Here is a 21,334-nt window from a genome sequence, read left to right on the forward strand (position 1 = left end):
TTAATTAAAAAACTTAATAAAAATATTTTCATATTTATTGGGTATATAATATGTGTTAAGATATTGACAGAAAAAGGAGGAATTTATGAAAGCGGATAAAATATTAGTTAATCTTGAACAAGTCTTCTCACCAAAGGATATTGGTAGACCACTAAGAGGGGAAGAAATGAACCAAGCTGACATTCTAGAAAATGCTTACATTGCAATTAAGGATGGTAAGATCTTAGAAGTTGGCGAAGGTAATGGATACGAAAACTTAAAAGACGAAAATACAGAAATTGTTGACCTAACTGGTAAAACTGCAACTCCAGGCTTAATTGATGCTCACACTCACCTTGTATATGGTGGAAGCCGTGAAAATGAATTTGCTATGAAGCTTAATGGAATGGAATACCTTGAAATTCTAGAAGCAGGTGGAGGAATTCTTTCTACACTAAAGGCAACTGATGCAGCAAGCTTTGATGAACTTTATGATAAGACAAGAGATCTTCTTGAACACATGCTAGTTCATGGTGTAACTTCAGTAGAAGCAAAGAGTGGTTACGGAATTACTCTTGAAACAGAATTAAAGGAACTTGAAGTTCTTGAAAAATTAAATAAGGACTTCCCAACAGAATTAATTACAACATTTATGGCTGCTCACGTTATCCACGAAAAATATAAGGATAATCCAGACGAGTATGTTGACATTGTAATCGACATGATGCCAGAAGTTGCAAAGAGAAATCTTGCAGAATTCTGTGACGTATTCTGTGAAAAGGGAGTATTCACAGCAGAACAATCTGAAAGAATTCTTGAAGCTGCAAAGAAACATGGCTTTAAATTAAGAATTCACTCTGATGAAATAGAAAACATTGGTGGTGTAGATGTTGCTGCCAAAGTTGGAGCAGTTTCTGCAGAACACTTAATGGTAGTAGATGATGAAGAGATTGAAACACTTGCTAAGGCAAATGTAATTGGCAACCTACTTCCTGGAACAACTTTCTCACTAATGCTAGACACTTATGCTCCAGCAAGAAGAATGCTTGACAAGGGAATGGCTATTACACTTTGTACAGACTCTAACCCAGGATCATGTCCAACAGCAAACCTTCAATTTATTATGCAACTCGGTTGCTTAGAAATGAAGCTTACACCAATTGAAGTTTACAATGCAGTAACTATTAACGCTGCTTACTCAGTTGACAGGGCAGATACTATTGGATCCTTTGACAAGGGCAAGAGGGCAAACATTGCAATCTTCGATGCTCATAACATTGACTACACACTTTACTTCTTCGCAACAAACCTATGTAAACAAGTTTATGTAGATGGTGAATTAGTTGTAGAAGATAGAAAGTTAGTAAAATAATTCTAGGAAAACAATATAGGAATTAAAATAAAGGGGCTGAGGCTCCTTTATTTTTTATGTTTAAAAATGTTTATTTAAAAAAATAAAAAAATACAATAGTTTAGATTATAAAACATTATTTAAAATAATATAAGAATTTATTGAAATAGATAAATTAAAAGCTCACAAAAGCCTTGAAAACACACAATCAATTAAAATTATACTTTAACAAATAATAGAGAAAACTGACTAAAGTATTGTATATTTTATCGTAATAGAGAATTAGATTGTTGACAAAAATACAATAATATGAGAAAATAAAGAAAACATTTTCAAAGGAGGAAATAAATATGTTGTTATTTAACCCCGTAGTAGTGTCGGTACTATTACTCGTAATCTTATGTATGTTAAAACTTAACGTACTACTTTCACTATTAGTGGCAGGTATTGTAGCAGGTATAACTGCAGGCATGCCATTATATGTATTTGAACCAGATACTTGGCAAGCAAATACAGTTGGACAGCTTCCAGGATTTGCAATCGAAGGCGATTCAATTATAGGTACAATTATTGGTGGTATGGGATCTATGGCAGAGACAGCTCTTGCTTATATCCTAATAGGTATGTTTGCTTATGCAATTGGTAAATCAGGACTTATAACTATTCTTGCTCAAAAGATTTCTAAATTAGTAGGAAATAATAAATTCTTCTTAATTTTCCTAATAGCATTTATATCAATCTTTTCACAAAACCTTTTACCAGTTCACATTTCCTTTATACCTATTCTAATTCCACCTCTACTAGGACTTATGAATAAGTTAAAGATTGACAGACGTGCAGTAGCATCAGCTCTTTGCTTTGGATTAAAGGCACCATATGTTTCAATACCAGTAGGTTTTGGACTTATATTCCACAAAATTATTGCAACAAACATGACAGATGCTGGCATGCCAACAACTGTTAATGACACAGGAAAGGTAATGTGGATTGCAGGTCTATCAATGTTAATTGGTTTAATCTTTGTAGTATTTGTTCTTTATGGAAAAGACAGAGAATATGAAGATCGTGAAATCCCTGGAGTTATTTCTCTAGACGAAGAAGTTCACATGACTTCACAAGCTTGGGGAGCTCTAGTTGCAGCTATAGCAATGCTTATAGTTCAAATCATTACAACTAACCTTCCGTTCTCAGCATTAATTGGTATTATCTTCCTATTAATTACTCGTTCAATTAAATGGGATGAAATTGACGATATGGTTACTGGTGGACTTGACCTAATGGGATTCATCGCATTTGTAATGTTAATAGCAGGTGGATTTGCTAACGTTCTTAACACATCAGGTGCAGTAATTCACCTAGTTAACGATACAGCAGCTATGATGGAAGGTGCTTCACTTGTAGTATCGGCTATTGTTCTACTAGCAATTGGTCTTGTTATTACAATGGGTATCGGTACATCTTTTGGTACAATCCCAGTAGTTGCAGCAATTTACGTTCCGCTAGCTCAACAATTAGGTTTCTCACAATCAGCTATTATCCTATTAATTGGTATAGCAGCTGCTCTTGGAGATGCAGGATCACCAGCATCTGACTCAACAATGGGACCTACATCTGGTCTTAACGCTGACGGACAACACGACCACATTATGGACACTTGCGTACCGACATTTATCGCATTTGACGTGTTCCTAGTAATCGGTGGAGTTATTGGATCAGTATTATTATCTTAATAATTTAAAATTTAAGAAATTGATTTAAATCGAGCAGGTACTCATAGGTGCCTGCTTTTTATTTTCAGAATTTTAATAAAATATATAACTTTTAATTAACTCCAAAGTCAAATAAAAATATGATATGAAAACTTTATCCTAAATAATTATAATTAACATCATAGAGGAAAACTTAATCTATAAATAAAAGATATCAATATTAAAAGTGTACATATTTAAAAATAAAATACTAAAAATTAATAAAAACAATGATTTAATGCTTTTAATCGGAAACCTATAATTTATTGAAAATACCTTATTATATAGATGAAGACTAAAATGAATTTATCTAATTATCATAAAAGCTAACTAATACATTGTACAAAATTAAATGTAATATAAAAATCTTTATAAATTATAGTTGACTTATACTAAACACAAGAGTAAGATGAGGGTAGAAAACATTTTCAGTAATACAAAATTTTAGCAAATGTATTACAGACATGCCAAATATTTTATGACGTGCCTTAATGTTTTAAGGAGGTTTTATTTATGAAGAACGATGGTCAAAAAGCTGTTAGACTACCAAGTTTTTTTGAAGCAATTCTACCTATTTTAACAATGGTAGCGCTAATGGTATATGTTTTCAAATTTAGTGATGAGGCGTATGATGCTGCTCACATGCCACTAATCATAGCACTTATAGTAACTGTTACTATTGGTGTAATTTGCGGACATAGTTTTGATGAAATGTTGTCTGGTATTATAGACAGGATAACAGCAACATTGGACGCAATTTTAATTTTACTTACTGTAGGTCTATTGGTATCATCCTTTATGATTTCAGGTACAATTCCTGCTCTTATCTATTACGGACTAGATTTCTTATCACCACAAACATTCCTACCAGTTGGTTGTTTGCTTTGTGCTATAGTTGGTTGTGCATGTGGTTCATCTTGGACTGCAACAGCTACAGTTGGTATTGCTTTCATGACAATTGGTGCTGGTCTTGGAATTAACCCTGCACTAACAGCAGGTATGGTAATATCAGGTGCCTATGTTGGAGATAAATTCTCTCCACTATCTGATACTACAAACCTTGCAGCAGGTGTTGCTGGAACTGGTCTATTTGATCACGTTGCAGCCATGGTATCTACAACAGGTCCTGTTTTCTTAATATCTCTTATTATTTATACTGTTTTAGGTATGAATATTGCAGGCGCTGGATATGATCCAACAATTGCTGATGGTATTAGAGAAGCAATAGCTGGTAACTTTAATGTTAACCCATTAGTATTACTTCCAATTCTAGTTATTGTTTTAATCATGGTTCTTAGAATCCCTGGTCTTCCGGGCGTACTTGGTTCAGTTGCAGTTGGTGTCATCTTTGCACTTATCTTCCAAGAAAGATATTCAGTAGCAGACTTATTCTCAATCCTTCACTATGGTCCATCAATTGAAACAGGAAATGAATTCCTTGATGGTGCTCTTGCAAAAGGTGGTATGGATAACCAAATGTGGACAATCAACCTTATTATTCTTGCAGTATCCTTTGGTGGTGCTCTTGAAAAATGTGGTATCGTTGAAAAATTATTTGGTGGAATTAAAAATAAAATCAACTCTGTTGGTGGAATCGTTTTTGCTACAATGCTTACATCAATCTTCTGTGACGCAGCAATGTGTGACCAATTCTTAGGAATCGGTGTTCCTGCTCCTCTATATGATACAAAATATGATGAACTTGGACTTGCAAGAAATATGTTATCAAGAACACTTGAAGATGCTGGTACACTTTGGGCATGTATGTTCCCATGGACAGCTTGTGGTGCTTACCAATTTAGAACACTTGGTGTTAACCCACTTGCATTCTTCCCATTTGCATTTGTTAACTTACTAAACCCAATCTATGCATGTGTAACAGCATTTGCTGGAAGAAACATATTCTGGGCTGACGGATCTTATACAAATCTATTTGGTAAGACTACAATGAAGAAACAAGCTAAGTCTCCAGAAAAAGCTAGAGAAGTAGCTATGGCAGCTCTTGAAAGAAGAAGAGCAGAAGGAAAAGCTCCAAAACTTAGCGCTTAATTAAAATTTCCTAACTAAATTTTAGAATATTTAATAGAAAGAAGTGATTATGTGTCAGAGATAAAATTACCTTGGGATAATGACAGCGAAGCAATCAAATACGTATATGTGAATCCTAGAAAAAGATTTTCTGAAAAATATGCCTACGTAGTCACTTCTGTCTTGATTATCTTAGGTATTTTCACAAAGTATAAGTTGACTTTGATTTTGGCTATCCTTTTACTTATCTCCCTACTTGCAAAAAAGTATGTTGCAATTACAAGTAAGGGGCTTGAAATTTACAACGACATTAAAGTTTCAAAGATTCACGAAGTTTGGGATTGGTCAGATATTGATGCGATTACTTATGAGAAAAAAGCTGATGAGCCAGGCAAGACTCTCCTCTATTTTACTAAGGGAGATATTACAAGGAGATTCTTCTTTAAGGATGAGGACAAAGACAGAGTCTTTGATGTGGCTAAAAAGCATAATAAAAAAATAAAAATTTACGATGCCTATGAGTATAAAGAAAATCTCAAGTCTTTCAAAAAGGAATTAAAAAAGACAAAGAGAAGTTGGCAACGATAAAAAAGTTTTTTAAGAGACTTCAATTAAGGAGTCTCTTTTTTATGTTAAATGAAATTATATTTTCTTCGAAGTATATAAATTAAAAGTAGTATATAAATTAAAAGTAACAAATTATTATAAGTTTAAAAATTATTTTAAACTTGTAAAGTTGAATTATTCACCAATTAATTATAGAATTAACTTTGTTAGACAGAGGAAAAAAAGAAGTTATAAGAAGTCGAGAATAGAATATTATTCAAAAGAAGATAAGACAAAAGGACAATAGAATATTTTTAAAAGGATGATAAGACAAATCGACAATGAGAATATTCTTTAATAAGGATGATAAAATGAAATTTGATTACAACTCTTACCCTTATCCTTCAACTAGGAGGACAATTTTTGGGAAAAATGGAATAATGGCAACATCATCTCCCTATGCAACAAGTGCTGGGGCAAAAATTCTCCTTGAAGGTGGCAATGCCATAGACGCTGCTCTTGCTGCATCTATGACTCTTCCTGTTGTGGAACCAACAGGCAACGGGCTGGGGTCAGATATGTTTGCTTTAATTTATTTTGAAGGCAAGCTTTATGGGATAAATGCCAGTGGGAGAAGTCCCAAAAATATTTCTATTGCAAAGCTTAGAGAAAAGGGCTATGATAGAATGCCATCTTGTGGGGTAAATGTTATAAATACGCCAGGGTTAATTGGTGGAGTCATGAAAATCTATGAAGACTTTGCCAGCCTTAGTCTTGAGAAAATTTTTGAGCCTGCGATTTCTTATGCAGAAGAAGGATATCCAGTGACTCCGCAAATTGCAAATCTTTGGGGAGAAAGTGTGGAAAAATATAAAAGCTTAAATAGGGAAGAGTTCAATGAATTTTTTAAGTCCTTTACTCTTGATGGTAGGGCCCCAAGAGCTGGAGAAGTTTTCAAATCACTTGACATGGCAAGGACCCTAAGAGAAATTCGTGACACTAAGGGCCAGTCCTTTTATAGGGGAGAGCTTGCAAAAAAAATCGTCAGTGAAGTGGAAAGGCTTGGAGGATTTTTAAGCTTTGACGACTTAGAAAACTTCGAGGCAAGATATGTAGATCCAATTTCTACCAACTATAAGGGGATTGATATTTGGGAAATTCCTCCCAATGGCCATGGAATTTCTGTCCTAATGGCCCTAAATATTTTAAGTGAAATGGAAATAAAAGATCGTGAAGACCCAAAGACTCTTCACAAGATTATTGAGGCAATAAAACTTTCTCTTACTGATGCCAAGGCCTATGTTGCAGATCCTGAAAAGATGCAAATTGAAGTTGAAAGACTTTTATCATGTGACTATGCTAGGGACAGGAGAGCGAAAATAAGTGACAGGGCAAGGACTCCTGAAGCCTTTAAGATAAAATCATCTGACACAGTTTATTTTGCCACAGCAGACAAAGACGGCAACATGGTTTCCATGATTCAGTCAAACTATGCTGGCTTTGGGTCTGGAATTGTGGTTCCTGGAACTGGAATAACTTTAAACAACAGGATTGAGAATTTTTATTTTGAAGAAGGACTTGCCAACTCTCTTGAGGGAGGAAAGCTTCCTTACCACACAATAATTCCTGGCTTTATGACAAAAAATAATGAGGCACTTGGAGCCTTTGGAATAATGGGTGCCTTTATGCAGCCACAAGCCCATGTCCAAGTCCTTATGAATATGATAGATTTTAATTTAAATCCACAGGCTGCCCTTGATGCTCCAAGGATAATGTGGATTGACGACAAAAAAATTCAGGTAGAAAATGACTTTAAGCCTGAAATTATTGATGAACTTAAAAAACTTGGCCACGAAGTTGAAGTCGTGAGTGACTTCAAGAGCATGGGTAGGGGCCAAATTATTTTGAAAGATAAAGATGTTTATATTGGCGGAACAGAAAAGAGGACGGACTCCAATATTTTTTCTTATTAGAAGGTGATTAAATGGAATTTAAAATTCATTCTGAATACAAGCCCACAGGTGACCAACCCCAAGCTATTGATAAATTGGCTGAGGGTATAAAGAAGGGCTACAAGCACCAAAACTTACTTGGGGTAACAGGTTCTGGTAAGACCTTTACCATGGCAAATGTAATTGAGAGGGTTCAAAAGCCAACTCTTGTAATTGCCCACAACAAGACCCTTGCCTACCAACTTTGCTCAGAATTAAAGGAATTTTTCCCGGAAAATGCTGTGGAATTTTTCGTTTCCTATTATGACTACTATCAACCAGAAGCCTATGTGCCAGGAACTGACACCTTTATTGAAAAGGACTCATCTATCAATGATGAAATAGATAAGCTTCGTCACTCTGCAACAATGGCTCTCTTCGAGCGAAAGGACGTAATTATTGTTGCATCAGTTTCCTGCATCTATGGTTTAGGGGACCCAATTGACTATGAACAACTGGCAATTTCTCTAAGGCCTGGCATGATAAGGGACAGGAATGATGTCATGAGCAAGCTTGTGGATATCCAGTATGTGAGAAATGATTATGAATTTAAGCGTGGGACCTTTAGGGTTCGTGGAGATATTTTGGAAATTTTTCCAGCCTCTTCATCAGAAAATTCTATAAGAGTTGAATTTTTTGGGGATGAAATTGACAGGATAACTGAAGTCAATGCCTTGACGGGCCAAGTCCTTCATTATCTTAACCATGCCTATATTACTCCGGCATCCCACTTTGCCACTTCAGAAGAAAAGGTAAAACGTGCCATTGTTACAATAGAAGAAGAACTTGAGGAAAGACTTAAGGTTTTAAAGGACCAAGAAAAACTTTTAGAAGCTCAGAGGTTGGAGCAAAGGACAAGGTACGACTTGGAAATGTTGTCTGAAATGGGATTTTGCTCTGGGATAGAAAACTATTCAAGACACCTATCAGGTAGGGCACCAGGATCAAGGCCTTATACCTTAATTGATTACTTTCCAAAGGACTTTTTAACAATAATCGACGAGTCCCACCAAACTATTCCTCAAATTAGGGGTATGTACAATGGGGACAGGGCTCGTAAGGAAACTCTTGTTGATTACGGATTTAGACTTCCTTCAGCTCTAGACAACAGGCCTCTTAGGTTTAACGAGTTTGAAGAAATGATAAACCAATGTGTTTATGTTTCTGCAACTCCAGGGCCCTATGAACTTGAACACACTGAACAAGAAGTTGAACAAATCATAAGGCCAACAGGTCTTCTTGACCCAATAATTGAAGTAAGACCAATTAAAAATCAAATTGATGATATTATAAATGAAGTAAATGGAGCTATTGAAAGAGGAGAGAGGGTCTTAATAACTACTCTTACCAAGAGGATGTCTGAGGATCTATCAAGGCACTTAAAGGAAATTGGATACAAGGTGACTTACATGCACTCTGATGTCGACACTCTAGAGAGGATGAAGATTATAAGGGACCTAAGGCTTGGTAAGGTTGACGTCCTTGTTGGAATCAACCTCCTAAGAGAGGGTCTTGACCTGCCAGAAGTTTCAAGAGTTTGCATACTTGATGCAGACAAGGAAGGCTTCCTTCGTTCTGTCACATCACTTATCCAAACTGCTGGTCGTGCAGCTAGAAATGCCGATGGAAAAGTTATTATGTATGCCGACATCATAACTCCTTCTATGAGGGTTACTATTGATGAGACTTCTAGGAGAAGAAAAATCCAAGAAGAATACAATGAAGAGCATGGGATCACTCCAAAGACAATAGTGAAAAGTATCCGTGAAGTCATAAACACTGCTATTGCTGCAGAAGAATCTGTGGACTTCAAAGATATTAAAGATGAAGAAAATGAATTTACTAAGGATGAAATTAACGAGATGATAGATGCCCTAAAACCTGAAATGTACAGGGCAGCAGAAGAACTTGACTTTGAAAAAGCTGCTGAAATTAGGGACAAGATAAAGGATCTAAGGGAGAAAAAGAAATCTGCCCTCCTTTAAAGAGGTGTTAAATTGAAAGACGAAATAATAGTAAAGGGAGCTAGGGTCAACAACTTAAAAAATGTTGACCTTAATATTCCTAGAAATAAATTTGTAGTTTTTACAGGACTTTCTGGATCAGGTAAGTCTTCCCTTGCCTTCGACACAATTTATGCAGAAGGTCAAAGAAGGTATGTGGAATCCCTATCTTCTTATGCAAGACAGTTCTTGGGACAGATGGATAAGCCAGAGGTTGACTATATCGAAGGCATGAGTCCATCTATTTCCATTGACCAAAAAACCACTTCAAAAAACCCGAGATCAACTGTAGGTACAGTTACAGAAATCTACGACTACCTAAGACTCTTGTATGCAAGAGTTGGTCATGCCTTTTGTCCAGAGTGTGGGAGAGAAATTTCTTCCTATACTATAGACCAAATGGTGGATGAAATAATGAAGCTAGACGAGAGGACAAGGATTCAAATTCTTTCACCAGTTGTAAGGCATAGGAAGGGTCAGCACAAAAAAGTTTTTGAAAAAATAAAAAAAGAAGGCTTTTTAAGGGTTATTGTTGACGGAGAAATGCGTGATATTGGGGAAGAAATTGAACTTGAAAAAAACAAGTATCACGATATAGACATTGTAATAGATAGGATTATTATAAAAGAAAAAATTGAATCAAGACTTGCAGACTCACTGGAAATTGCCACAAACTTAAGTGATGGGATAGCCAAGATAAATGTTATCGATGGAGACGACATGGTTTTCTCCACAAAGTTTGCCTGCCCTCACTGCAACATTATAATAGAAGAAGTTACTCCAAGGTCCTTCTCCTTTAACTCTCCTCTGGGAGCTTGTGATGAATGTAAGGGACTTGGATTTTCTAAGGAAGTTTCAAGAGATTTGGTTATTCCCAACAAGGAACTTTCTATAGATGAGGGGGCCATTGCCTGTTACTCAAACTCCAAGGGAACTTATTATTATGAAATAATTGCACAAATTGCCAAGAAGTTTGATTTTTCCACTAAAGAGCCAATAAAAAATGCTCCAAAAGAATTTATCAAAGCAATTTTTGAAGGTTATGATGGTAAGTTAAACTTCTCCTTTAATTCCTACTTCTCTGGGGAGAAAAAATATTCTGGAGGCTTTGAGGGAATCCTAAAAAACTTAAAGAGAAGGTACACTGAGTCAAGTTCTGACAGGATGCTTGATAAGATTGACGAATTTATGGAAGAAGTTCCATGTCCTAAGTGCCATGGAGCAAGGTTAAGAGATTCATCTCTTGCCATAAGAGTTGGAGGCCTAAATATTTTTGAATTGACGGAACTTTCCATAGATAAGTCCTTAGAGTTTTTTGAAAATCTTGAATTTACAAAAAATGAAATGATAATTGCTGAAGAACTCTTAAAGGAGATTAAATCAAGGCTAGAATTCTTGGTAAATGTTGGTCTTGAATATTTATCTTTATCGAGAATGGCTGGAACTCTTTCTGGTGGCGAGGCCCAAAGAATTAGGCTGGCAACCCAAATTGGTTCACAACTTGTGGGTGTAATTTACGTTCTCGACGAGCCAAGTATTGGGCTCCACCAAAGGGACAACACAAAACTCCTTGAGTCACTTAGAAACTTAACAGACATTGGCAACACCTTAATTGTTGTTGAGCACGACGAGGATACCATGTTTGCTGCAGATGAAATTGTAGACATTGGACCTCTTGCAGGTGTCAATGGGGGAAGGATTGTTGCTCAAGGTAGTGCTGAAGAGATTATGGAAGTTCAAGAGTCCATAACTGGTGCCTACCTAAGTGGCAGGAAGAAAATTGAAGTTCCTAAGGAAAGAAGAGAATATACAGGCAAGTCCATTAAAGTTAAGGGTGCAGAGGAAAACAACTTAAAAAATATTGATGTTGAATTCCCGCTGGGACAATTTGTCTGCGTGACAGGAGTTTCTGGATCAGGCAAGTCTTCACTTGTAAATGAAATCCTCTACAAGAGTCTTGCTCAAAAGATCAATAAGTCTAGGATAAAACCTGGCAAGCACAAGTCTATTGAAGGCCTTGACAACATTGACAAGATTGTTGACATTGACCAATCTCCAATTGGAAGGACACCGAGGTCAAATCCTGCCACTTATACAGGTGCTTTTGATATAATAAGAGATGTCTTTGCCAATACTAATGAAGCAAAAATGCGTGGCTACAAGAAGGGGAGATTTTCCTTTAACGTCAAGGGAGGAAGATGCGAGGCTTGCAAGGGCGATGGAATCTTAAAAGTTGAGATGCACTTCTTGTCTGACGTCTATGTTCCTTGTGAAGTTTGCCATGGCAAGAGATATAATCGTGAAACTCTTGAAGTAAAATACAAGGGCAAAAACATTTATGAAGTTCTCGATATGACAGTGGAAGAGGCAATTGACTTCTTCCAAAATCATGAGAGAGTTTTGAGAAAGCTTGAAACCCTAAGAGATGTTGGACTTTCCTATATAAAATTGGGACAATCTTCTACACTTTTATCAGGTGGAGAAGCCCAAAGGATAAAACTTGCCACAGAATTATCCAAGAGGGCAACGGGAAGAACTCTTTACATCTTAGATGAGCCAACAACTGGACTTCACTCAGAAGACGTGAATAAATTAATAAAAGTTTTAGAAGAACTTGTGGATAGGGGCAATACAGTAATAACAATTGAGCACAACTTAGATGTTATAAAGTGTGCCGACCATATTATTGACCTGGGACCAGAAGGTGGAGAAGGCGGAGGTCAAGTTATCTTTACTGGAAGGCCTGAAGAAATTATTAAGTGCAAAGATTCTTATACAGGAGAATTTTTGAAGGATAAATTGGAGGATTAATTTGAAAAAAATTAAAAGACTGGGAGCATTTATTTTGGCCGCAAGTCTCTTGCCAAGTTTTGTATCAGCAAAGGGATTTGTGAGACAAAATGATTTTATGGATAAGTCTGGTCAAGAGAGGACTCATGCCCTAAAGAAGTGGCAGGCGAGGATGAACCTTCCTGTAACTGGCGGGATGAATGACAAGACCAACCAAGCTCTTTATACACAAAATTACGAAGTTTATGACATGGTGACTAATCCACCAACAAGTGGCAACTGGATAGTAGTCAATAAGTCAAGGAGAACTCTTACCCTATATAAGGGTGGGCAATCTATTGGGAAGTTCCCTGTAACTCTTGGGACAAGTTCAACTCCAACACCATCAGCTAAGGCGAAAATTCAAAATATGCACAAGAATCCTGCTTGGGGTGGAATGGGAGGTAAGTACACTCCAGTTGCATCCAATGATCCAAAAAATCCTCTTGGAGAAAGGTGGATGGGTCTAAGCATACCTGGCATGAGTGGATATGGTATACATGGAAACATAAAGCCCTTACAGATTGGTGGCTACTATTCTAATGGATGCATAAGGATGTTTAATTACGACATAGAAAACCTTGTTTTTCCAAAAATGAAAGTAGGAGCTCCAGTATGGTTGGGGACAGATGCTGAATTAGAATCTTGGGGAGTTTATCAATACTCAAGGCCTAAGAAAGTTGAGCCAAAGCCAGTGGAAAAGAAAGAGCCTCCAAAGGAAGTTAATAAAAATCCTGTAGAAGAAGTTCCAGCAGGTGACTTATTAGAATTTTAATTTAATAAAGTGGCCTTAAAGCATTGAAAATCATAAGTCTTTGCGTTATAATGTTTTTTAAAATTATAGCGAGAGCTTTAGAAGACTATTTTAAATTAAAGTCGGAGGTTATTATGAAAAAGAAAATTTTTAATATTGCACTTATTGCAATGACAGCCCTGCTACTATTTGGCTGTGGAAAAAAAGAAGAAACGAAAGAAGGAGCTAAGGAAGCAGTTAAGTTTGAAGTGACAACTACTGGTCCAACAATTGATGCTATAAAGGAAAAGGGAAAAATAGTTCTTGGAACTTCAGCAGACTTCCCACCAATGGAATGGACATCTTTCCAATCTGGTAAAGAAGAATTCACAGGTGTTGATATTGCAATTGCACAGTCCATTGCTGATTCACTTGGAGTAGAACTTGAAGTTAAGAATATGGCTTTCGAAGGACTTCTTGCTTCTCTAAACTCAGGTGATGTTGACATGGTTATAGCAGGAATGGGTGCTGACGAAGAAAGAAAGAAACAAGTTGATTTCTCTGATGAATACTCACAAGGACAACAAGTTTTACTTGTAACTGAAGAAAACAAGGACAAGTACAAAACTTTTGATGACCTAGAAGGAGAAATAGTTGGTACACAACTAGGTACACTTCAACACAAGTTTGCAACAGATAGATTTGGAGACAAATGTAAGGGATTTGATCTTAACAATGTTATTATTGAACAGTTAAAGAACAAGTCCATTGATGCAGCTTTCTTATCAGAACTACCTGCTAAACAATTTGCTTCAATCACTGATGGTCTTGTTATTATAAAAGACTTAGGAATTCCAGATGATAGTGGATTTGCAGTAGCAATTAAAAAAGGCAACGATGACTTAACAGGAGCTGTTAACGAAGTTGTTAAAGGATTAAAAGATTCAGGCCAAGTTGATAAATGGTTTGATGAGTATATTGAACTATCTAACAAAGAGGCAGTAAAATAAATTAAATATTCCCTACATTAAGTGTGGGGAATTTTTATTTTATAAAATTTTTTAAATAAGGGGAAATTATGGGAATTATGAATCAATTTGCTTTCATAGAGAGATACCTGCCAACTTACTTAAATGGCGCAATAACAACTATTGAGCTTTCAATAATTGGCGTCCTTCTAGGTTTTACTCTTGGCATAATACTTGCTCTAATGAAAACATCAAAAATAAAAATTTTAAATATCTTGTCAAGCATCTACATCGAAATCGTAAGAGGAACACCAATGCTTGTACAAATAATGATAGTTTACTTTGGACTTAAGAAAATTATTCCAGAGCAATTCACAATATTGACAGCGCCAATGTTCTTGTGTGCCCTATCTATATCACTAAACTCTGCAGCCTACATTGCAGAAATTATTAGATCTGGAATTAGCTCAGTTGATTTTGGACAAATGGAAGCTGCAAGGTCCCTTGGACTTAACGAAAAGCAAGCAATGAGAAAGATTATTATGCCGCAGGCAATAAAAAATATTCTTCCAGCCCTAGTAAATGAATTTATAACACTTATTAAGGAATCATCAATTACTTATACAGTAGGAGTTGGAGAATTAATGTACGCAGGTAAAAGTATTTCATCGGGAACTTTTGAATTAGTAAGACCCTTTATATTTACAGCCTGCATCTACTTCATCATGACCTTCAGTCTTTCAAAGGCCATGGGTAGACTAGAAAGGAGACTTTCAAATGATTAAGGTAGAAAATCTTACAAAATCCTTTGGAGAACTTGAAGTCCTAAAGGGAATAGATCAAGAAATAAAAGATGGGGAAGTTGTAGTTGTAATTGGACCATCAGGTTCAGGTAAGTCAACTTTTTTGAGATGCTTAAATCTTTTGGAAACTCCAACAAGTGGCAAGATCTTTGTAGACGATGAAGAAATAACTTCAAAGGAAGTAGACATAAATAAGGTTCGTGAAGAAATGGGAATGGTATTCCAATCCTTTAACCTCTTTAACAACCTAAACATCTTAGATAACATTACACTTGCACCAACACTTGTAAAGAAAATGGAAAAAAGTAAGGCAGAAGAAAAGGCAAGAGAACTTCTTGCAAGAGTTGGACTGCCAGACAAGGCAGAGTCTTTTCCGAAGTCCCTATCAGGTGGACAAAAACAAAGGATTGCAATAGCAAGAGCCCTTGCAATGAATCCAAAGGTAATGCTCTTTGACGAACCAACCTCAGCCCTTGACCCAGAAATGGTTGGAGAAGTCCTTGACATAATGAAGGACCTTGCAAAGGAAGGGATGACTATGGTAGTTGTTACTCACGAGATGGGTTTTGCAAGAGAAGTTGGCGACAGAATTTTATTTATGGACGGAGGCTACATTGTTGAAGAGGGAAGCCCAGAAGAAATTTTTGGAAATCCTCAAAATGATAGGACTAAAGATTTCTTAGGAAAGGTTCTCTAATAAATTAATAATTTTAAATCAAAATGACTTAGCTAAGGCTGGGTCATTTTTTTATTTATGATTTTTTGATTAAGTAAAAAATTTTTAAGTTATAGAAAATTTTTAATTTTAAATTGTTTGCTAATGATATAATTATTTTAAGGAGGGACTACAATGAAGTGCTTGATGAAAAACTTAATAATTCTCTTTGCACTTATATTTTTAAGCCTAGTCTTTCTTGGAAGGACTGCCTACAAGTCGTATACTGAAGGCTCAAAAGTTCATAAGCAAGAAGAAGTAAATTTAAATGAAGACAAGGGCAATAAAAATTTTGAAATTTTAGAAGTGCCAAGTGATAAAAAGAAACAAATGGAAGAGAGTCTTGGCTATGAAATTTCAGATATAAAACACATAAGACTACTTGATAAGGATGATTATATCGAAGAAGGAGTTAAGAATAAAGAAGGCTACACAATTGAAGATATTTCAGAAGTTAGAGGCGCAATAGAATTTAGTGGGCCAGATGTTTATGAGTCAATATGTGACAATAGAAAGGAAGAAGAAACTGAAATTAAAATTGGAGAAAGGATTCTAAAAAATGATTATATGGCAGACATCCCCCTTGATTCAAAAATAATTTCCAATGCCCTGGGCTTCGATGTGGAGAAAGAAAATAAAATTGACTTGGATCTTGATATAAAAGTAGAAAGAAAAACTTTTGCAAGTGTAAGTCTTTTCCCTGAGATAAATCACTATGACTTTGAAATACATAAAAATGGAAGAGAAATATCAGATGGATATGCTAAGAAAGTTGTGGGAGGATATTTAATAACAAAAAAGGAGAAAATAAATGAAAGCTAGGGATAAATACATAATTACAGGCGTGGTATTGACAGTTTTATTAATAATATTTTTACACTTCATGCCACTTTTTGATCTGAAGATGACATCGTCTTATCAAAATAATTTAATTAATTACCTTAAGGATGACTTCACACTAGTGATTGCCTTTATTTTTTCAGTGGGACTAATAGTCTTTGGATTAATAAAAAAAGATTAAGGGATATTAATGACTTAGGAGACTAAGTCATTTTTTATTTTATAAACTTCCAGAAATTCATAGATTAAAACTAATAATTAATTTAATTTAAAGTTTTTTCACAAAAGTATTAAATAAATTAAGGAAAATTTAAAAAAGATAATAAATTACATAACATCGTGCAATCTAAGAAATAGATTATCAAGAAAACGTATTAAAATATTGTATTTTTTATGTCGATAGAGTTTTATTTTCTCCAAAATTATTGACAATGATTTATATTTAGAATAAAATCTAGTTAGAAAACATTTGCAAGGACTTTCCATGCAAGTGTAGAAATTTTGGCAACTACTTTTTCAAAAGATGATTTGATATTTCATCTTTAATATTTCTTTTGAATTAGTAAGTAAGATGCAATGTATTAAAAGAAAGGGAGTACAATTATGAACAAAGTAGTATTAACAGGTAACGATCTAGATCTTGAACAATTAGTAGCTGTATCTAGAGACCACGTAAAAGTAGAAATTGATGACAAAGCAATCGCTGATGTAAACAAATCAAGAGAATATGTAGAAGAAATCGTTGAAGAAGAAAGAGTTGTTTACGGAATCAATACAGGTTTTGGTTCTCTATCAAGAGTAAGTATCTCTAAAGAAGATTCAGCTCAACTTCAAGAAAATATTATTAGAACTCACGCTGCTGGATTTGGTAACCCACTTCCTGAAGATGAAGTAAGAGCAGTTATGCTTATTAGAATCAACTCTCTATTAAAGGGTGTTTCTGGTATTAGACTATCTACTATTGAATTACTTCTTGAAATGTTAAATAGAAATGTAGTTCCATTTATTCCTGAAAAAGGATCTCTTGGAGCTTCTGGTGACTTAGCACCACTTGCACACATGGTTCTTCCAATGCTTGGACTTGGAAAAGCTTACTACGAAGGCGAACTTCTTCAAGGTAAAGAAGCTATGGAAAAAGCTGGCTTAAAACCAATAGCACTTGCAGCTAAAGAAGGACTTGCACTTATTAACGGTACAACAGTTCTTACAGCAACTGGAGCACTTGCAACTTACGATGCACTTAAACTTTCTAAGATTGCTGATATCGCAGGAGCTATGGCTACAGAATCTGCTAGAGGAATCATCGACGCATTCTGGGAAGAACTTCACACAATTAGACCACACGCAGGATCACTTAAGACTGCTGAAAACTTAAGAAATATTCTTGAAGGTTCAACTTATGTAACTCACACAGCTGAACTTAGAGTACAAGATGCTTACACATTTAGATGTATGCCACAAATTCACGGTGCTTCTAAAGACACTCTTGAATATGTTAAAGAAAAAGTTGAAATCGAACTTAACTCTGCAACTGATAACCCAATCATCACTCACGATGGTAAGGTAATTTCTGGTGGTAACTTCCACGGAGAATTAATGGCACAACCATTTGATTTCTTAGCAATTGCAGTTTCTGAACTAGGTAACGTTTCTGAAAGAAGAATTGAAAGAATGGTTAACACTACACTTTCTGGAATGCCTTCATTCTTAGTTAAACACCCTGGTCTAAACTCTGGTTTCATGATCACTCAATATGCAGCAGCTGCTTTAGCATCAGAAAACAAAACTTTATCTCACCCAGCAAGTGTTGACTCAATAACATCTTGTGAAAACCAAGAAGACTTCGTTTCTATGGGTAACTGGGCATCAAGAAAAGCAAGAGAAGTTATTAAGAACACAGCTAGAATCCTAACTACTGAGCTTATGATAGCTGCTCAAGCACTTGACTTCAGAATGGAAATGGAAGACAACAAGTTTGAACTTGGTAAGGGAACAAAAGTTGCTCACGAAGTAATTAGAAAACAAGTTGGAGTAATAGAAGAAGATAAGACAATCGAAATCTACGAAGAACTTGAAAAAGCTCAAGAACTTATTAACACTGGAAAACTTCTTGAAGAAGTAGAAAAAGTTGTAGAACTTTAATAATAAGGAAAAATCATATATAATATAAAAGGAAAGAAAAAGCTATAAGTAATCTATATTTAGGAGGAAAATTAATTGAAAAGAGTAATGTGTATTCCAAACTATTCTGAAGGTAGAGACCTTGAGAAAGTTGAAAAAATCACTGAATGTTTTAGAGCAAAAGAAAATGTTAAATTAATCGACTACCAACCAGATGCTGACCACAACAGACTTGTTGTTGAAGTAATTGGTGAACCAGAAGCTGTTATCGATGCAGTACTTGAATCTGTAAAGGTTGCTTCTGAAATTATCGATATGTCTAAGCACGAAGGAGCTCACCCAAGAATGGGAGCAGTTGACGTTATACCTTTTGTTCCAGTAACAGAAGTTACAACTGAAGATTGTGTTGAATACGCTAATAGAGTTGGTAAAGCAATAGGAGAAATGGGAATTCCTGTTTACCTATATGAAGATGCTGCAACTACTCCTGAAAGAAAGAACCTTGCTAAGGTTAGAAAGGGACAATACGAAGCATTCTTCGACAAAATTAAAGAAGAAGAATGGAAACCTGACTTTGGTCCACAAGAAATGAACGCTAAATCAGGTGTTACAGGTGTTGCTGCAAGATTCCACCTAATTGCATTTAACGTAAACTTAAATACTGACAGATTAGAAGTTGCTCAAGCAATTGCTAAAAAAGTTCGTCACATTGGTGGAGGACTAAGATTCGTTAAAGGTATTGGACTTGCTCTAGAAGAAAAAGGCCAAGTTCAAGTATCAATGAACCTTGTTAACTTCGAAAAAACTGCAATTTACCAAGCACTTGAAATGATTAGATCTGAAGCTAAGAGATACGGAGTAAGTGTTGTTAACACAGAACTTATTGGACTTCTTCCACTACAAGCTCTTGTTGATTCAGCAGCTTACTACATGCAAATTGAAGACTTTAAACCAGAACAAGTTCTAGAAACACTTTTAATTGAGGAGTAATTAAATAATATGGCATTTAAAACAGATATACAAATAGCTGACGAAGCTACAATGTTACCTATTGAAGAGGTAGCTGCAAAAATAGGATTTGAAAAAGACGATCTTGAACAATATGGTAAATATAAAACTAAGATTTCTTGGGATGCAATTAAGAGAATTGAAGAAAACAATGAAAATGGTAAATTAATTCTTGTTTCTGCTATTTCTCCAACACCAGCAGGTGAAGGTAAGTCAACAGTTTCTATTGGTCTTACTCAAGGTCTTAATAGAATTGGAAAGAAATCTGCCGTAGCACTTCGTGAACCATCTCTTGGACCAGTATTTGGTGTTAAGGGTGGAGCTGCAGGTGGTGGATACTCACAAGTAGTTCCTATGGAAGATATTAACCTTCACTTCACAGGAGACCTTCACGCAATGACAGCTGCAAATAATCTTATTTCAGCTTGTATTGATAACCACATCCACCAAGGAAATGCTTTAAGAATTGACTCTAGACAAATTACTTGGAAAAGAGTAATTGACATGAACGATAGATCTCTTAGAAATGTTGTTATTTCTCTTGGCAAAAAAGCTGATGGATTCCCAAGAGAAGACCACTTCATGATAACAGTAGCTTCTGAAATCATGGCAGTTCTTTGTCTAGCAGAAAGCATCGAAGACTTAAAGAACAGAATAGCTAAGATGGTTATAGGATATAATCTTGATGGTAATCCAGTAACAGTTGCTGATCTTGAAATCCAAGGTGCAGTAGCAATGCTTCTTAAAGATGCATTAAAACCAAATATGGTACAAACTCTTGAAAATACACCAGCATTTATTCACGGTGGACCTTTCGCTAACATTGCACATGGATGTAACTCAATCCTAGCTACTAAACTTGCACTTGCTACAAGTGATTATGCAGTTACAGAAGCTGGATTTGGTGCTGACTTAGGTGCTGAAAAATTCATGGACATTAAATGTAGAAAAGCTGGTCTTGCTCCAGATGCAGTTGTAATTGTTGCTACAATTAGAGCTCTTAAGATGCACGGTGGAGTAGATAAAAAAGAATTAAAAGCTGAAAATATCGAAGCTCTTGAAAAAGGATTTGCTAACTTAAGACGTCACGTTGAAAATGTTAGAAAATTTGGAGTTCCAGCAATTGTTGCAATTAACAGATTTGCAGACGATACTGAAGGAGAAATTGCAAAATTAGAAGAACTTTGTGCTGAATTAGGAGTTAAGATTTCACTTTGTGAATGTTTCGCTAAGGGTGGCGAAGGTGCTGAAGATCTTGCACATAAAGTTGTTGAACTTATTGATGAAGAAAAAACTAACTTCAAGCCACTTTATGATGAAAATGACAGCATTGTTGACAAAGTAAACACAATTGTTAAAGAAATCTACAGAGGTAGACAAGCTAACTTTACAACAGCTGCTAAAAAACAAGTTAAGAAACTTGAAGAAATGGGTCTTGACAAACTTCCTATCTGTATTGCTAAGACACAATTCTCATTCACTGATGATAAGAATATAGTTGGAGCACCTACAGACTTTGATATTGAAATTCAAGATGTAAGAGTATCTGCAGGAGCAGGCTTCATAGTTGTTCAAACATCTAACATCATGGTTATGCCAGGACTTCCAAAAGTACCAGCTGCTAACAAGATGGATATTGATAACGACGGCGTTATTACTGGATTATTCTAA

At 35.6% G+C, this 21,334-nt stretch carries 16 protein-coding genes; all 16 read left to right on the forward strand.

The annotated features are described in order from the left end of the window. Positions 1 to 85: 85 nt before the first annotated feature. Entirely contained in the window at positions 86 to 1,351 is a 1,266-nt protein-coding gene (hutI, locus tag HMPREF3023_RS03305) for an imidazolonepropionase (protein ID WP_070700664.1), read from the forward strand. Between the two features lie 329 nt (positions 1,352 to 1,680). Continuing rightward, positions 1,681 to 3,060, forward strand: a complete 1,380-nt coding sequence (locus tag HMPREF3023_RS03310) for a Na+/H+ antiporter NhaC family protein (protein ID WP_070700667.1) — start codon at positions 1,681 to 1,683, stop codon at positions 3,058 to 3,060. Positions 3,061 to 3,591: 531 nt separating this feature from the next. Beyond that, positions 3,592 to 5,127 (forward strand): Na+/H+ antiporter NhaC, encoded by a 1,536-nt coding sequence (gene nhaC, locus HMPREF3023_RS03315; RefSeq protein WP_070700670.1) that lies wholly within the window; start codon positions 3,592 to 3,594, stop codon positions 5,125 to 5,127. Between the two features lie 51 nt (positions 5,128 to 5,178). After that, positions 5,179 to 5,694: a hypothetical protein gene (locus tag HMPREF3023_RS03320; protein WP_070700674.1), complete on the forward strand. Its 516-nt coding sequence runs from the start codon at positions 5,179 to 5,181 to the stop codon at positions 5,692 to 5,694. Positions 5,695 to 6,023: 329 nt separating this feature from the next. After that, positions 6,024 to 7,625, forward strand: a complete 1,602-nt coding sequence (locus HMPREF3023_RS03325; RefSeq protein WP_070700676.1) for a gamma-glutamyltransferase family protein — start codon at positions 6,024 to 6,026, stop codon at positions 7,623 to 7,625. A gap of 11 nt (positions 7,626 to 7,636) precedes the next feature. After that, positions 7,637 to 9,628, forward strand: coding sequence for an excinuclease ABC subunit UvrB (uvrB, locus tag HMPREF3023_RS03330; RefSeq protein ID WP_070700679.1), 1,992 nt, complete (start codon positions 7,637 to 7,639; stop codon positions 9,626 to 9,628). Positions 9,629 to 9,640: 12 nt separating this feature from the next. Beyond that, positions 9,641 to 12,457, forward strand: coding sequence for an excinuclease ABC subunit UvrA (gene uvrA, locus HMPREF3023_RS03335; RefSeq protein WP_070700683.1), 2,817 nt, complete (start codon positions 9,641 to 9,643; stop codon positions 12,455 to 12,457). 1 nt (position 12,458) lies between these two features. Further along, entirely contained in the window at positions 12,459 to 13,250 is a 792-nt protein-coding gene (locus tag HMPREF3023_RS03340; protein WP_070700686.1) for a L,D-transpeptidase, read from the forward strand. A 113-nt stretch (positions 13,251 to 13,363) separates the two neighbouring features. Beyond that, positions 13,364 to 14,218, forward strand: a complete 855-nt coding sequence (locus HMPREF3023_RS03345) for a transporter substrate-binding domain-containing protein (RefSeq protein WP_083315501.1) — start codon at positions 13,364 to 13,366, stop codon at positions 14,216 to 14,218. Between the two features lie 68 nt (positions 14,219 to 14,286). After that, entirely contained in the window at positions 14,287 to 14,961 is a 675-nt protein-coding gene (locus HMPREF3023_RS03350; RefSeq protein ID WP_070700689.1) for an amino acid ABC transporter permease, read from the forward strand. Further along, on the forward strand, positions 14,954 to 15,676 hold the full coding sequence (locus HMPREF3023_RS03355; protein ID WP_070700692.1) for an amino acid ABC transporter ATP-binding protein: 723 nt from the start codon (positions 14,954 to 14,956) through the stop codon (positions 15,674 to 15,676). Before HMPREF3023_RS03350 ends, HMPREF3023_RS03355 begins: the two co-directional genes overlap by 8 nt. Positions 15,677 to 15,829: 153 nt before the next feature. Beyond that, entirely contained in the window at positions 15,830 to 16,516 is a 687-nt protein-coding gene (locus HMPREF3023_RS03360) for a hypothetical protein (RefSeq protein WP_070700695.1), read from the forward strand. Next, positions 16,506 to 16,715 (forward strand): hypothetical protein, encoded by a 210-nt coding sequence (locus HMPREF3023_RS03365; protein ID WP_070700697.1) that lies wholly within the window; start codon positions 16,506 to 16,508, stop codon positions 16,713 to 16,715. Before HMPREF3023_RS03360 ends, HMPREF3023_RS03365 begins: the two co-directional genes overlap by 11 nt. Positions 16,716 to 17,137: 422 nt before the next feature. Next, the gene (gene hutH, locus HMPREF3023_RS03370; RefSeq protein WP_070700700.1) at positions 17,138 to 18,676 is read left to right on the forward strand and encodes a histidine ammonia-lyase; all 1,539 of its coding nucleotides are present in this window, start codon (positions 17,138 to 17,140) and stop codon (positions 18,674 to 18,676) included. Between the two features lie 75 nt (positions 18,677 to 18,751). Further along, positions 18,752 to 19,645, forward strand: coding sequence for a glutamate formimidoyltransferase (ftcD, locus tag HMPREF3023_RS03375; RefSeq protein WP_070700702.1), 894 nt, complete (start codon positions 18,752 to 18,754; stop codon positions 19,643 to 19,645). A 9-nt stretch (positions 19,646 to 19,654) separates the two neighbouring features. Then, positions 19,655 to 21,334: a formate--tetrahydrofolate ligase gene (locus tag HMPREF3023_RS03380; RefSeq protein WP_070700704.1), complete on the forward strand. Its 1,680-nt coding sequence runs from the start codon at positions 19,655 to 19,657 to the stop codon at positions 21,332 to 21,334.

Source organism: Peptoniphilus sp. HMSC075B08 (assembly GCF_001815405.1).
Taxonomy (GTDB): domain Bacteria; phylum Bacillota; class Clostridia; order Tissierellales; family Peptoniphilaceae; genus Peptoniphilus_A; species Peptoniphilus_A harei.

Excerpts from the sequence above, each read along its gene's own strand:
- HMPREF3023_RS03365 (WP_070700697.1), top strand. The coding sequence starts at position 16,506 with ATGAAAGCTAGGGATAAATACATAATTACAGGCGTGGTATTGACAGTT.
- HMPREF3023_RS03350 (WP_070700689.1), top strand. The coding sequence starts at position 14,287 with ATGGGAATTATGAATCAATTTGCTTTCATAGAGAGATACCTGCCAACT.
- uvrB (WP_070700679.1), top strand. The coding sequence starts at position 7,637 with ATGGAATTTAAAATTCATTCTGAATACAAGCCCACAGGTGACCAACCC.
- HMPREF3023_RS03360 (WP_070700695.1), top strand. The coding sequence starts at position 15,830 with ATGAAGTGCTTGATGAAAAACTTAATAATTCTCTTTGCACTTATATTT.
- HMPREF3023_RS03325 (WP_070700676.1), top strand. The coding sequence starts at position 6,024 with ATGAAATTTGATTACAACTCTTACCCTTATCCTTCAACTAGGAGGACA.
- HMPREF3023_RS03380 (WP_070700704.1), top strand. The coding sequence starts at position 19,655 with ATGGCATTTAAAACAGATATACAAATAGCTGACGAAGCTACAATGTTA.
- hutI (WP_070700664.1), top strand. The coding sequence starts at position 86 with ATGAAAGCGGATAAAATATTAGTTAATCTTGAACAAGTCTTCTCACCA.
- HMPREF3023_RS03355 (WP_070700692.1), top strand. The coding sequence starts at position 14,954 with ATGATTAAGGTAGAAAATCTTACAAAATCCTTTGGAGAACTTGAAGTC.
- HMPREF3023_RS03345 (WP_083315501.1), top strand. The coding sequence starts at position 13,364 with ATGAAAAAGAAAATTTTTAATATTGCACTTATTGCAATGACAGCCCTG.
- HMPREF3023_RS03310 (WP_070700667.1), top strand. The coding sequence starts at position 1,681 with ATGTTGTTATTTAACCCCGTAGTAGTGTCGGTACTATTACTCGTAATC.
- nhaC (WP_070700670.1), top strand. The coding sequence starts at position 3,592 with ATGAAGAACGATGGTCAAAAAGCTGTTAGACTACCAAGTTTTTTTGAA.
- hutH (WP_070700700.1), top strand. The coding sequence starts at position 17,138 with ATGAACAAAGTAGTATTAACAGGTAACGATCTAGATCTTGAACAATTA.